We start from the raw sequence: 15,371 nt of genomic DNA on the forward strand, positions 1-15,371 counted from the left end.
ATTGATGTATATATAGTTATATGATGGTTGTCTCTTAACTTATTTTCAATAATCCTCCAAAAGCCCTGCAAGAAAATATTATTCTATAACCGAAAAAGGAGGAGAACGGTTACGCTGTTTACTAAATGAACGGATAGAATTCTCAGATGTGATTAATCATTTCATAAAGGAAAGTGATTTTAATGAACAAAAATGAATTTTTAAAACAACTTAGCTTTTCCTTAGAAAATATACCGAATTCAGAAAAAAAAGATATTATCTCAGAATATGAAACTCATTTTATCAGTGGTAAACAGGATGGGAAATCTGAAGAAGAAATTTCTAAAAATCTAGGAAACCCTAAAACTATCGCTAAAGAACTTAATGTTACATATGCTATAAGCAACGCTGATAATAAACGAAGCCTCAAAAATATTATAATAGCAATATTTTCTGTTATGAGCTTAAGTTTTGTGAACTTTATATTTATCATTATTGCCTTCTTCTTGTTACTCTTGTCATTACCAATTCTCCTAACGCTCATAATTGCCACTCCATTACTATTAATTTCACCTATCCTATTAATAGTAGTAGGATTTATCAAAGGATTTCATCAAATCCATTTTTCAGATGTTTATAGTGTATGTGTAGCTTCTCTCGTTGGTTTAGCAATCGCTGTAATATCTTACCAGGCACTAAAACATTTATACTCACTTTTAGTAAAGTATTTAAAATGGAATTTAGCCATTTTAAAAGGAGATTAAAATGAAAAAATATATTTTATATCTATTCATGTCGCTCACTATTGTATTTATGTCTGCTTGCTCACACGATACACAATCTAATGAAGCAAACGATGTACAATCTATTAAGGATGTTACTATTAAAATTCCAGAAAATATATTCAATTCTCAAAAAAAGAATGAAAATATTAATGAACATGAAATGAAACAAAGTATAAAAAATTATTTAGATTATAGTGGGGAGTTATCTGAAAACATCGTTCCGCTTTCTTCAACAATTTCTGATGAGAATGTTACTGAATCCGATCGAGAAAAATTACAAAAACTAATAGATTTAGCGAAACAAAATGATGCGAACTTCCATGATTTTATTAGTAATAATAATATACCTGATGATTATAAAAAACCTTCGAAGGAAATCTATGAATATATTTCATCTACTACGGCAATTTTATTAGAACTGCAACAGGAAATAGACAAACTCTCGCAAAATGGTAACTTGTTAAAAACAGATTTTTCTTTTACAAAGCACTTTACTAAAGTTAATGGTAGAAAGCAAAAAGAAATCGAAAAGTTTTTGAATGAAAAAAATATTAAAACTACATATTTCAATCAACAATGATATATACTCTTCAAAATAGTCACTAAAAAAAGGGCTACTTTGAAGGGTATTTTTTGCGGAAGGACTATAAAGGGTGGAGGACGCTAGTTCAAACCTAGTCTGGATCATAAAATACAGTAAAATAGCATGGGACGCTATTTTTATACGATGATTTACTCGTTGATTTAGCCAATATGATTGCTGATTCAAACTATGCAAAAGAATTCAATGAGATATTAAATAAACATCAATATTACTTCCCCTTTATTTACAATCAATCGTTAGAAATATTTCCTAACCATATATACAAAAAGAGAGGGCATATATTTATCCCCCTCTTCTGTCTAATCAATATTAATCTTGCTCATCCATCATTTTCTCAAACGCAGCAGACACTTTTTCAAACTCCTTGTCACTCTCAATGTATGACAATTCATCATCGTCTTCTACTCTTAAAAAGAAGATGTCAATGTCTTCATCTGTTTCCTTTTGAAGGTCTTCTACAAACCCAACAGCAATGTATTCTGTTCCTTCGGCATTTATCGTTCCCAGCACTTCAACTTCCTGCTCCTGATCATTCTCATCGCTAATGGTAAAAATTTCGCCTACTTCAATTCCCGCCATATTCATACGCCTCCTTTCATACTCTAAAAAATAGAGCGTTTAAATCGTATACCTACTAACATATTCTCCCATAAAAAATTAAATTAATCCTCAAAAAACAACAAATTCTTGCTGCCTTAGCGTAAATACCCAATCAAAAGGAATATGAACTAATACATTTCGCATTAGATAATTGGAGCAACTAAAGTAATTAAAGTCCCAACGGTTTCAAAAAATTAGAGATATCCTATTTTAGATTTTCGAAAGACCTCCTTGATCCATAATTATTTCTTTTATATAGGAAACAGGCAAGCCATCTTGTAGCAGCTATTTCATCATTTTCATGTAAGGGCTAATATGCTTAAATTAAGGTTTTTATCGGAGTAAACTTCTGTTCTTCTATTTTGGTATACCACTATTTATGAATCGTAGTTAGTTATTTATTCCTCAACATCTCAGCAAGTTCATATAGCGGGTTGTGCTGCTGAATACGATAGTGACGTCCTTCCTTTTGCAAATACCCTTTGTCGCAAAATTGTGCAAGCACATACAATAAATGTCGATAGGAGACGCCTAAAAAATCACAAACAGTTACGTGTTTCTCCTTATAGACCTCTTCATCCGAGGTTTGCAAAATAAAATCCGCAAGCCGGTTTTCAAGCGGGAAGGCGAGACTATACGAATACTTTGCAGCCATTTGTGTTGCTTTTACACTTAAAAACTTGGTTAGTTCACGTAGAAATTTTGCATCTTCTAACATTTGTGCGCGACAGCGATGAAAAGGAAGCGCAAAGCAAATGATCTTAGTGGAGGTTTGGATCCCCTTTGTATAGTACACCTCATTTAATAATTCCATTTCCCCAATATAATCATTCGCATTGATAAAATTAATTAAGGAAACTTTCCCATTTTGATGCGTTACATAAATTTTTGCTTTTCCTTCAATGACATAAAATAAAAAATCCGGTCGCATGCCTTCTTGAATAATCCATTCATCACGTTTATATTCATGCACTTCTATAAACTCTTCAATTGGAAAAGAAAATAAATGCGCAATGGAGTACTCATTCAAATATCTTTTCTTTTTCTCATTTTTATAAATTTCCATAATCCACCTCAAAAATGTGAGATATCTCATATTATTGTACGTATCTCCATGTTATCATGCAAACAATGAGGGGGATACAGAATGAACACACAACGCTGGATGAGTAGACAGTTTTTTAGTTTTTATATGACATGGGGCATTTTTCTACCCTATTGGACAGGATGGATGATTCATACAAAAGGGCTTACGCTTTCACAAGCTAGTTTGATTATGAGCTTAGGTTTGGTTGCAAGAGGCCTTTCTACATTAATTGCGTTTCCTTATTTATCGAGGAAATTTAGTAGTAAAACCTTATTAAATGGAATGGCAATCGGCACACTAATTGCTATTCTGTGTTGTATTCCAGCGAGTTCCTTTGTTAGCTTACTTGTGGTAACGTTACTTTTGAATTTTATTTACCCAGCACTGATGCCTGCTTTAGATAGCGCAGCTGGCGTACTTGCGCAGAGTAATCAATTAAGACATTATGGGAAGAGCCGCTCGTGGGGATCCATTGGGTTTGTCGTGGCAGGTATGATCTTAACCATCTTTACAGGGGCGTTTGGGGATGAAGTGATTTTATGGGCACTGTTACTCGGCACATTGGTATTCGTGTGTCTTGGTTTTATGCGTGCACCCGTTGTTTTATCTAAAAAACCGCAAGCGGATCAAACAAAAAAAGGCGGTATGCTGGAATTATTTCGCATCAAACACTTTGGTTTGGTGCTCGTTATTGTGATTTTACTGCAAGCGGCACACGCTTCTTATTACAGCTATGGCTATATTTTTTTACAAGATATTCACGCACCCAAATATTTAATTGGGGTAATTATTAACATTGCCGTGATCGCAGAAATCATTTTCTTCTTAATCGCAGATCAGAGCTTTCGTAAATTTTCAGTAGGCTCCTTACTGACACTAGCGGCACTTGGTTCATCCGTACGTTGGATATTAGTATTTGCCTTTCCAAATGTTATTGTTTTCTGTATCGCGCAAACATTGCATGCATGCTCATTTGCAATGGGGCATTATGCCTTTATGAAATATTTAATCAAAAATATTCCACATGCGCAGATTCCAAAAGCACAAGGCATGTATTCAGCACTGGCACTTAGCTGGAGTACTGCGGTGTTCACGATGTTCGGCGGTTATTTATACGAAATCGAGCCAAGATACGCCTTTATCGGGATGATTATTTGTACCATACCGTCGATGCTGCTTGCACTTGTTTATCGAAATTTGGAACATAAAAAGAAAGCAGCAGTTTTTATTTAGTCTGTTTATTTAAGACTATACGAAGCGAAATCGATCTTATATGCTGCACAAATCTTCGGATATTCAAGCAGCGGCATATTTTCGTTTTTCCTAATACTTAAGATCATCATAGAGCATTAGATCATACTGGGTTATTATAAAGCAGGCTTGTTCATTTTGGACAAGCCTATTAATTTACCATCAATTTTATTTAATGCATCCTTTCCTACATAAATCCTATCTCTCTTTTTCATCACTACAAAAACGCATACCAGGACGCAACCTCATTTACTTATGGTACGGCTCACCGTGACGTATCTAAATGAGGTTCTCTTGGATCACCCTATCCCCTCTCACTTCCTTTAAATATGAAGTCTTGTCCTTAATTGAGTAACCAGCGATAGTAAAATAAGCGCAGATTTTTCGGTTAGATGCAGAATAGAGCTCATTCTGGGGTTTATAAGGGGAGGTTTTCCGATTATGCAAAGCAAAATTACCCATTTTCATATTTTTCGAGTCAATAGGCGGAATCTCTCCGTCTATTTATCAGATCGGGTGTTTAACCTGTTCCCCAAACCGATAAGAGATATAAACTTTTCTTCTGTATAAAGCATATCCTTATTGGTCGACTTAATCTCCATGAAAACTCCCACCACTTATCTCCTTCGGATCTTGAAGTGGGGGTTTCTCGTGTATCACCTTCAAAAGATGCTTAACACGAGTGGAGTTGACACTGCTGCCTGATGGCACAACCCCTCTATTCCATCGGAAAACGCCTTTGGAACTGCTTTTTTTAAGATATTATAGGAACCATTCACATCTGCATTTAGTAATTTGTTCTCTTTTGTGCGATACAAGCCACGTTTGATACGTTTTCCACTGAACTCAGGAATATCTTCCTCACCGTAAGTTGGGATTGCATCATTGTCTAGAAAGGATGCTTTGCTTGTATACGATTCTTCCACGACTTGTACATTAATACCCTGTCTATGCGCCTTATATGTGATCATTTCAATGAGTAGATTATATGGGATATGGCAAAAGGATTGATTTTGTCGTTTCCCCATATCACTGTTTTGTTTCCATGATATATTTTTCCCTATCACAATCATAGAGATCTCATGCTGAACTGCAAAATCGACAATGTGATAACTGATTTTGTGGAAAATGTCTTTGATTTTGAGAAACCGTTTCTCATGAAGCTTCTCTAAACGCTTTGATGTGTGTGGTCCTTCTTTTGTTTCTTTTCCATGACGAAGAATACCCAGTAAATGAGCCTTTTGCTTGTTGTAGTATTGATTAATGCTTTTGATGACATTGCCCTTTACTAACACAGGAGTAGCCCCTGTATTCGTTGTGATAGTTGCAATGTTATCGATTCCTAAATCAATACTCATATAGCGGTTGTTGTCCACATGCTCAGATGCTGACTCGGGTTGTTCTGCCACAATTTCCACCTTAAATTTCCCATAAGCAGGAGAAACGCGTACCTCCTTGAGATTTTCGATACGCCCAAACAATTTACCGATATTTAATTTCATGCTTGTTTTTGGAAAGCGAATATATTTGTCTTGGAGTTTGCATACTTGATTGGTGAAAACAATTTCTTTCATAGATGATTTGATATATTTTGGAATGCGAGGTCTACCCGTAAAAGTGGAAGGCTGTTTCTTGTATGCCTTGATGGATGCAAAGAATGATTTCCAGTTTTGATATAACTTCTTCATAACCGCTTGATTCGTTTGTGCTGGCAAATTCATATAATCTTGTTGTTTCATTGTTTTAAACAAACAATCTAGAAAGTTATAGGATAGAAACGAGTTTTCTTTTGTCGGTAATGTAAACGAGTTATATCTTATTTCATTTTGTTTTTTCGCAGGTTTTTCTTTTTGTTTTTGCACGCGTTTTTGGTATGCATGCAGTTGATTTTCATTCATGATTTCAATATGTGCTTGTAATGTATGAAGAACTTCTTGTTGAAGTGGCTGTAATGGTTGATCCGTACGTAAGGCCGTATACACTTGGCGAATATAGAAGTTTGTTGTATTGTAGAGATTTTTTGCGTTTTGACACATTTCTAAGAAGTAAGAGTATAACTTATGACCTTTCTTAATCCAAATTTGATAGGTTGCATATTCTTTTTCTTTTGTCATCATGTTCACCTCCTTCTCCCCTTTATGATACTACAAAACACTTGGAAAGAACATACATTCGTCATACTACGAAAATATTTTTACAAATGCGATGGCAATTCATCTCCACCTTAAACTGGGCTATGCCCTACACGTTTTGAAGATGGAGTTTTCTTGCCAATTTTTCGATAAAAAGTCCATCCAATAAATTTCTTAATGGAGGGATTCATCTAAGATAGTTAATTTCACCGGTGGTTAGCTCAACTTAATGACTATGGGATCTGTCTCCACTTAGTGATGAAACCTATTATCACATTTCGTATCATGTGGCATAGGCCCGTCCAGGGAATCCAGAAAGGCAACGGCCTGTTTGAGGTTCATCAAAAATAAATGCGCGAGATCCATGGAAAATCCATTTCGAACCACAACGCGCATAATCGTCACCGCTTCCATATCTGGAGGCAATGGATAGGCGGGTACTTGCCAGCCGAACACACGCAATTGTCGAGATAAATCATAAAGATTCCAGTTTAATGTGTAACCATCTTTCAGTCGCCAAGCGAAAACCGGAATATCCGAACCATCGGACAAAAGTTCGAACGGTTCCATCTTCTGAATCGCCTTGCTAAGAAAAAGAGCGACTTTCTGAGAAGCCCTTTGGACATCATAGTACCCACTTTTCCCCAAACGCAGGTAATTGTAATATTGCAGGAGCACTTGTGCGCCAGGACGAGAGAAATTCAGGGCAAAAGTCGGCATGTTCCCGCCCAAATAGGAGACGCGGAAGATTAGATCCTCAGGGAGATCTTCAGCTTCCCGCCAAATTATCCAACCCAACCCAGGGTAGACTAATCCATATTTATGTCCGGATACATTGATGGACTTCACCCTCGGTAATTGAAAATCCCAGACTAAATCTGGTTGAAGAAACGGTGCTATAAATCCCCCCGAAGCCGCATCCACATGCATGGGAATGTCGAGGCCCGTCCTCTCCTGTAAATCGTCCAACGCTTTCGCAATGGCGGCAACCGGTTCGTAAAGCCCGGTATAAGTCTCACCGAGAATCGGTACCACACCAATCGTATTTTCATCCACGGCAGCGAGGACCCCCTGAGGATCCAATTGGGGATGCTCTGGGCTAACCTTCACATAGCGTGGTTCAACCTCCCAATAGTTCGCGAATTTTTCCCAAACGACTTGAACAGCAGAACTAAACACAATATTGGGCCGATCCACCGGCTTCCCTTCGCTTTTGCGTGCGTTTTGCCAGCGTCTCTTTAACGCAAGCCCCCCGAGCATACATGCTTCCGACGATCCAGTTGTTGAAACGCCCATAGTCGTAATGGGGGTGGGCGAATGCCAGAGGTTGGCTAAAATGCGGACACACCGCTCCTCAATTTCAGCTGTCTGTGGATATTCATCCTTGTCAATCATGTTCTTGTCGAATGATTTGGCATATAAGTGCTCTGCGGCAGGCTCCATCCATGTGCTAACGAATGTTGCAAGATTCAAGCGGGCATTGCCATCAAGAGCAATTTCATCATGGACGATTTGATACGCTGTTTCTGGTAACATGCCTTTATCAGGCATGTGAAAGCGCGGAACGACTGATTCTCCTTCGCGGGTAAACAGAGGATTTACAGAAAATTCGTGAGGCAGCTCCATTTGCACGTGACGCGGTAGATATTGTGGATTATCTGACATGATCTCTTTTCCTTCGTATGCATCGTTTTGAACTTCTGCTTTTCGATCCTGTGGCATACAAGTCCCCCTTAATTAATTGTTTAACAAACATATTATTTACAAAAAAGCATTTGTTAAACCAAGGGGACAATTCTAATAAAAGGTGCTGCCACCATTCGAATTAAAGGAGTATATTAACGTAAACCATTCAAATAACAAAACAGCACCTCTCCAGCAAATTAGAGGGTGCTGTTGTTTTTTCGCTAAAAACTCATTTACTTATGATACGGATCCCCATCTTAGTTATATTCAAACTCCTTCTGATTAAATACCTAACTCTTTGATCATATTACCGTGTAAAAATCTCATCAATTTAGTTTTAAAAGCTATATTTTTACTGATTAGTCCTAATCCATAGCATGCTCAAGGAAGTTCTACTTTTCTAGCTGTGAATAAAAGTTTCTTTAACTACGACTCGAATTTTCAATATAAAAAGACAGGAGCTTATTGCTCACTGTCTTTTATTTATGAAATATAAATTTTGAACATTACTAATCCATAGCTAAACATGTTATCGACGTTCTATACTTCTAAAAAATCATATTTGCACCAGAACCAGATTTCTTCTTTATGATGCTTTGTCGATATTTATTTTTTTCCCTTTTTTACGCCACTCTTTAAATTCAGCTGTTGCTGTGAAAAGTACGTCTGTGGATGAGTTAAGTGCCGTTTCACAAGAGTCTTGTACAACACCTATGATAAAGCCTACTCCAACTACCTGCATAGCAACATCAGATGAGATTCCAAATAAACTACATGCTAGAGGAATCAGTAATAAAGATCCACCAGCAACTCCTGAAGCACCACAAGCGCATATAGCTGACAATACGCTGAGGATGATTGCTGTAGGGAAGTCTACTTGAATACCAAGTGTATGAACCGCTGCAAGTGTCAAAACAGAAATAGTAACAGCGGCACCACCCATATTGATGGTTGCACCTAATGGAATGGATACTGAATAACTATCCTTATTTAAACCTAGATTTTCACATAATCTCATATTTACAGGAATATTCGCAGCTGAGCTACGTGTAAAGAATGCTGTAATACCACTTTCCTTTAAGCACTTAAACACAAGTGGGAACGGATTTTGACGTATAAATGCGAACACAATGATTGGATTGACAACTAGCGCCACAAAGACCATGCAACCAAGCAAAATCGCAAGTAATTTTCCATAGCTTAGTAGTGCCCCGATTCCATTTGTAGTAATAGACTCAATTACTAGACCCATGATTCCTAATGGTGCAAACTTAATAATCCATGTAACTATTTTAGATACAACGTCTGAAAAATCAGAAATCATTGTTTTTGTCGTATCAGAGGCATTTCGTAAAGCCAAACCAATGAGTACCGCCCAAGCTAAAATACCGATATAGTTCGCATTAGAAATCGCTTTAACTGGGTTATCAACAATGTTCAGCAGTAATGATTTGAGAACCTCTACAACACCGCCAGGAGCAGTCACACCTTCAGCACCCTTTGCAAGTGTTAAACTTACAGGAAAAATAAAACTTACAACAACGGCAGCTAATCCAGCTAAAAAGGTTCCTAAAAGGTATAGGAAGATAATGGATTTCATATTCGTTCGTTGACCACTCTTGTGTTGAGCGATGGCCGACATAACTAAGAAAAGTACCAACACAGGCGCAATTGCTTTCAAAGCACCTACAAATAAAGTACCTAAAATTACAACAGGTTTTGCTACTTCTGGGATTGTCAAAGATAGAATAATACCAATAATCAAACCTACAATAATTTGTTTTACAAGACTCACTTGATTCCACTTTTTCAGTATACTGTTCATAGATATTCCCCCTTTAGTTTCAGATAAAATTGCAACATTGCTACTATGGAGCTATTCATTTCTCACAACCCTATGATAAAGTGAAACTTTAATCAGTGGGGTTTTCTTCATCCCCCACTGATTATTAGTTGAACCAATCGGGCTTTTACGGGCAGTTTATCTCCCACCTAACTTCTTTAGAAAAGCGGAAGCGGCTCGCTCAGAATCGCAGGACGTTAGAGCCTCCGACAGAGAGGCACTTTTTGCCTCGTCCGAGGGGGCGAAACGACCGGAGATTCTAGCCGCTAGAGCTGGACAATGCTTTCACTGAATTTTAAGGTGGGAGTATTACTGCCCGTTAATGCTGGATAAAATTAAGCCTATTTCAGATAGCTTCGATTGAATAATAGATGATTTTTATTAAATATGTACCAATCCCTGTCCTAGAGCTTGGCTTTTGATCTTCTCCTTCTGTACTCTTTCAGAATTTCTCCAAAGATTTATCTAATAGAAATCCCATTTTCATCACATTTCACTCCATAAAGATAACTATCTTTCTAATAAGTAGTATTATAACGGATTATTTTCATATATCACAATATTATTCGCTTTATTTTTCAAAAAATTTTAATTTTCGAAACAAAAAACCATAAGCAAGACTGAACAATACATATTACACATCCTATTTACAACGTTCACTCATGTAAAAGAAACGAAAGAAAGAACGTCTGGTACTTTACGTCAATACCGCGAAAACTTTCATTATTTTAAAAAGGTATACTTCATGATTTATCTGCTCTGAATACGGAAATAATCCGAAGCTAACCTCCTCTCAGTTACTTAAATACCAAACACATACTAAGATTAGTATGTGTTTGGTCGCACATTGTCGAAGAGTCGATATATTCGGAGTTACGTTCGATTAAAGAGGCTGCTCCTAAGAGCAGCCTCTTTTCTTTCATGATAAAGTTATGTCTTATCCGATTAAGAAAGTTGAATGCTGAAATACAATTTCACCGTCTAGCATTGTCAGTTCAACCTGTATGTCCTTAATCTGTTCGTGAGGAACGTTTAGAATCGGTTTATCCAAAACAACCAAGTCTGCAAGTTTCCCCACTTCGATGCTGCCTTTAATCGTTTCCTCAAAACTTGCGTACGCGCCGTTCCAAGTAAAGAGTTTGATTGCTTCCAAAACGCTAACACGCTGATTGGCTCCGACTTCCTGTCCCGATGCACTCAAGCGGTTAACAGCAACATGAATACCAAGAAGTGGATTTGGCATGATAACTGGACTATCGGAAGCAGCTGCAGCAATGATACCAGCATCAATATAATCGCGAAGGGGATACATATGATTTACGCGCTCACCATAGTCTTTTATATACCCTTCTCCAAATTCATAGAAGAACCCAGGATTAGGAATAGGAACCACTCCAAGTTTTTTCATGCGGATAAGTAAATCCGGCATTGTCAACCCCGCATGTTCAATCCGATGCCGGTGATTTGACCGCGGATGTTTTTCCAGCGCACGTTCCATACAAGTAAGCAACATATCAATCGCTCGATCTCCCTGTGCATGTGCCGTAATTTGAAACCCTTTTTCGTGCGCTTCTCCTAATATCTCATCTAATTGTTCCTGACTATAATAGAGAATTCCGCAATCATTCGGATTACTTGTGTAGGGTTCCCTTGTTGCAATTGTTGGACCGGTGCTGGCACCGTCCGTAAATACCTTTGCAGGACCGATTCGAAACCACTCGTTACCTAGCCCTGACAACATACCGGCATCTATCATTTTCTTAATGTAATTTTCAGGTTGGTTCAGCTCACAAATCATGGCATAAATCCGTGTCTTCACAGCCCCGGAAGTAACTGCTTTCTGCATTGCCCTAAAAACGGAAGCACCGTATGAGCCGGCATCATGAATACTCGTTATTCCTAATTTAACAAACTCATTGCTAGCTAGAGCAAGCCCTTTAATCAGTTCCTCTTCGGAAAATTGCGCAAGTGCAAACATACTCATATGAGCGGTTTCGTACAGCAGTCCGTTAAGATCACCGTTTTCATCCCGTCCGATGATTCCTCCCTCCGGATCGGGAGTATTTTTGGACAAACCAGCCAATTCAAGTGCTTTGCTGTTTACTACAGAAATGTGACCGCAAGTACGTCCAATGATAACTGGATGCTCCCTGGAAATCTCGTCAAGCTCCCATCTCGTAGGAAAACGCTTTTCTTCAATTGTATTCTCGTTAAATCCCCATGACCGGATCCATTCCCCTTTAGGTGTCCGCTCCGCCGCTGCCTTCCCCTTTTCCAGAAGATCACGTAAGGATGTCAAATGCAGCTCTTTGAAATCAATACCGAGCTTATTCGTTCCAATAACCGCCATATGTAAATGAGAATCAATGAAACCAGGCAGTAAACTCTTTCCTTCCAAATTTATGACATGAGTATTATCATGAATGTAATTCTTTATTTCCTCGTTTGTACCAACCGCAATAATTCGGTTCCCCTTGACCGCAACTGCTTCTAAAATTCTATTTTTCTCATCGGCTGTAATTACTTCACCGTTTAGAAATACACGATCTGCCATTTCAAATCCCCCTTAAATCGTTATTTTTGTCTCTGCTTTCTGAACAAACGGCATTCCAAGTACAAAGGGCATTACTTTGTCTACGAACAAGACATCTCCCAACATGCGGATAAAGTGAAACTTTAATCAGCGGGGGGGCTTACTGCCAGTTAATGCGGGATAAATGTCAGCATTCCTAACACATGAGTTTTTTCAACTTCATAGCCCCTTTTCATGAATCAATTTGTTCTACTTCTGACATTTGTTAGTTACCTATACGATTCAAAGACTTCTTCTCTCGTTTCTTCAAAAACGCAAGATTGATACCACAAAGTTTGATCAAAAACACCTCACAAACCAGCATCTTACTATGAATAAAAGGAATCCATTTTGAAAAAAGAACCTTCAATCCAAAGATAGATCGAAGGTTCTATGTTTTATTTTCAATGATATTCTATTGATGAAACATGCTGCTTAAACTTTTTCATTAAATATCTTTGTTTCTACATCCAAAGAATTAACTATATGCCAGTTCCTTTTCACTTAGACCAAGCGTCTCCGCTGTTGAAGTATGAATCTCTTGGAATAGCTCTGGGTTATCAACTAGTGAAACACCATAAGAAGGAATCATTTCTTTTATTTTCGTTTCCCACTCTTGCATATGTTGTGGGAAGCATTTTTCTAATACCACAAGCATAACATGAACGGCAGTAGAAGCACCCGGAGAAGCGCCGAGCAATGCAGCTATCGAGCCATCAGAGGCACTAACAACTTCCGTACCAAATTGAAGTGTTCCTTTACCGCCAGCAGCAGTATCTTTGATAACTTGCACACGTTGACCTGCTACTACTATATCCCAATCCTCGCCTTTAGCGTTCGGGATAAACTCGCGTAATTCTTCCACGCGCTTTTCATTCGATAACATAACTTGTTGGATCAAGTATTTTGTCAATGACATCTCTTTTACGCCCGCTGCCAACATAGTGAAAACATTATTCGGTTTTACAGAACCTAGCAAATCAAAGTTTGAACCAGTTTTTAAGAACTTTGGTGAGAAGCCGGCAAACGGTCCAAACAGCAATGTTTTTTTGTTGTCGATATATCTTGTATCAAGATGCGGAACAGACATTGGAGGAGCACCAACCTTAGCTTTACCATATACTTTTGCATGATGCTGCTCTATAACTTCCGGATTGTTACATACCATAAATAGGCCGCTTACCGGGAACCCTCCAATATGTTTTGACTCAGGAATACCAGTTTTTTGTAGTAAAGGCAGACTTCCGCCCCCACCACCGATAAAGACGAATTTTGCAGTATGGTATTCGATTTTACCGCCATCGATATCATGCACTTTCACTTCCCACAAGCCGTCGCTCGTACGTTTAATATCCTGAACACTATGCTTGTAGTTTATCTCGACGTTTTTACTCTGTAAGTGGTCAAACAATATGCGTGTTAAAGCACCAAAGTTGACATCCGTTCCAGAGTCGATTTTTGTTGCTGCTATCGGGTCATTCGATGTACGGCCTTCCATGATAAGCGGAAGCCATTCTTTCAGTTTTTCAGGATCATCGGAAAATTCCATCCCTTGAAAAAGAGGATTGTTTGACAGCGCTTTAAAACGTTTTTTCAAAAATGTTACATTTTTTTCCCCTTGTACCATACTCATATGAGGTATTGGCATAATAAAGTCCTGCGGATTATGAATCAGATTGCTGTTTACAAGATAAGACCAAAACTGTCTTGAAAGCTGAAACTGTTCATTAATTTTTATAGCTTTGCTAATATCTATAGATCCGTCAGATTTTTCGGATGTATAGTTCAGTTCGCACAGTGCAGAATGGCCCGTACCCGCATTATTCCATTCGTTAGAGCTTTCTTCTCCTGCGTTTGCAAGTTTCTCAAACACTTTGATTTCCCATTCAGGTGCCAACTCTTTCAGTAATGATCCCAAAGTCGCGCTCATGACTCCGGCACCAATTAAGATAACGTCTGTTTTTTGCTGCATGTTGCTCATGATAATCTCTCCATCCCCTATATTGGCAAAAAAGAGTAGACGCTTCTGCTTAGATGTCGCAAAAAGCAAGGCGCCGCCTAGGCCCCACCTAGGAATACATCTTTTCTGTCTCAATTATAACCATCTCATATTCTATTATAAGTATTTATAGGGTAAAATATCTAGTATTATCTGATAATTATAAACTGTTTAAGGCTAATAAAAAAGTGAGAAGTCCATCTGCAAGGCCCTAGGAACACAAAAAAACAAGGCCTTAATTCCCAGATTGAGGCTTTGTTTTGCCGTTAACAGTGAATCGACACCCTATAATTTCCGCCATTACTTGTAGTATAGCTCTCCTAATTTTAAGCAAACTTATTTTTTTAAAAAAATTACATTTGTTGATTAATATAATTTCATGAATGTCTGGAATAACAGTTAGATTAGGTAAAAAAACAATAAAACAACGCCTATTTTTACCAAAAAATGATATTATCTAATTATAATAATTTATTAATTTTATAGGTGGTGAATGGTAATGTTAGGAATAAACGTAGAAAAATCAAATGAGAACATTGTAATCAAATACCATTTAGCTAAAGTGGAAATTCCTATCTCAGATATTATTGAGGTGACTTTAGATGATACATATGCTGGGACAGATGAGGGAGCTATAAGAATTGGTCCTCCCTATGGAACTACTGATAGAGTTTTAATTAAAACAAGGACAAATAACTACATCTTATTCACGACTAATTATACCTTTATTATGAATAAAATTAATTCAGCTATTGCAGGAAACTAAATAAACAACGATTGTTTTAATCGTATAAAGTAGAATTTTTATTACACTAATGAATGTCTATATATAC

11 protein-coding genes are annotated in these 15,371 nt (G+C 37.6%); 4 read left to right on the plus strand and 7 right to left on the minus strand.

The genetic code is table 11. The annotated features are described in order from the left end of the window. Positions 1–182: 182 nt before the first annotated feature. A complete protein-coding gene (locus V7183_RS12890) occupies positions 183–743 on the plus strand; it encodes an HAAS signaling domain-containing protein (protein WP_335359772.1) in 561 nt (186 codons plus the stop codon). 1 nt (position 744) lies between these two features. After that, complete coding sequence (locus V7183_RS12895) at positions 745–1,344, plus strand: NDxxF motif lipoprotein (RefSeq protein WP_335359773.1); 600 nt, start codon at positions 745–747, stop codon at positions 1,342–1,344. Between the two features lie 333 nt (positions 1,345–1,677). Here V7183_RS12895 and V7183_RS12900 read toward each other — a convergent pair whose 3' ends face one another. After that, the gene (locus V7183_RS12900) at positions 1,678–1,953 is read right to left on the minus strand and encodes a DUF1292 domain-containing protein (RefSeq protein ID WP_335359774.1); all 276 of its coding nucleotides are present in this window, start codon (positions 1,951–1,953) and stop codon (positions 1,678–1,680) included. A 409-nt stretch (positions 1,954–2,362) separates the two neighbouring features. After that, the gene (yeiL, locus tag V7183_RS12905; RefSeq protein WP_335359775.1) at positions 2,363–3,034 is read right to left on the minus strand and encodes a transcriptional regulator YeiL; all 672 of its coding nucleotides are present in this window, start codon (positions 3,032–3,034) and stop codon (positions 2,363–2,365) included. 81 nt (positions 3,035–3,115) lie between these two features. On the opposite strand from yeiL, the gene V7183_RS12910 reads away from it, so the two are divergent. After that, entirely contained in the window at positions 3,116–4,288 is a 1,173-nt protein-coding gene (locus V7183_RS12910) for an MFS transporter (protein WP_335359776.1), read from the plus strand. Positions 4,289–4,968: 680 nt separating this feature from the next. Here the strand turns inward: V7183_RS12910 and V7183_RS12915 are convergent. The 5 genes from V7183_RS12915 to V7183_RS12935 all read right to left on the minus strand — a co-directional run bounded on the left by V7183_RS12915 (position 4,969) and on the right by V7183_RS12935 (position 14,634). Beyond that, positions 4,969–6,420, minus strand: coding sequence for an RNA-guided endonuclease InsQ/TnpB family protein (locus V7183_RS12915; RefSeq protein ID WP_335359777.1), 1,452 nt, complete (start codon positions 6,418–6,420; stop codon positions 4,969–4,971). Between the two features lie 270 nt (positions 6,421–6,690). Then, entirely contained in the window at positions 6,691–8,160 is a 1,470-nt protein-coding gene (locus V7183_RS12920) for a glutamate decarboxylase (protein ID WP_335359778.1), read from the minus strand. Between the two features lie 550 nt (positions 8,161–8,710). Then, positions 8,711–9,949 (minus strand): serine/threonine transporter SstT, encoded by a 1,239-nt coding sequence (gene sstT / locus V7183_RS12925; RefSeq protein ID WP_335359779.1) that lies wholly within the window; start codon positions 9,947–9,949, stop codon positions 8,711–8,713. Between the two features lie 955 nt (positions 9,950–10,904). Beyond that, entirely contained in the window at positions 10,905–12,521 is a 1,617-nt protein-coding gene (locus V7183_RS12930) for an amidohydrolase (protein WP_335359780.1), read from the minus strand. Between the two features lie 496 nt (positions 12,522–13,017). After that, on the minus strand, positions 13,018–14,634 hold the full coding sequence (locus V7183_RS12935; RefSeq protein ID WP_335359781.1) for a malate:quinone oxidoreductase: 1,617 nt from the start codon (positions 14,632–14,634) through the stop codon (positions 13,018–13,020). 403 nt (positions 14,635–15,037) lie between these two features. On the opposite strand from V7183_RS12935, the gene V7183_RS12940 reads away from it, so the two are divergent. Continuing rightward, positions 15,038–15,304, plus strand: a complete 267-nt coding sequence (locus V7183_RS12940) for a SunI/YnzG family protein (RefSeq protein WP_335359782.1) — start codon at positions 15,038–15,040, stop codon at positions 15,302–15,304. Positions 15,305–15,371: the final 67 nt, after the last annotated feature.

This window comes from Bacillus sp. JJ1127 (genome assembly GCF_036965845.1).
Taxonomy (GTDB): Bacteria; Bacillota; Bacilli; order Bacillales; family Bacillaceae_G; genus Bacillus_A.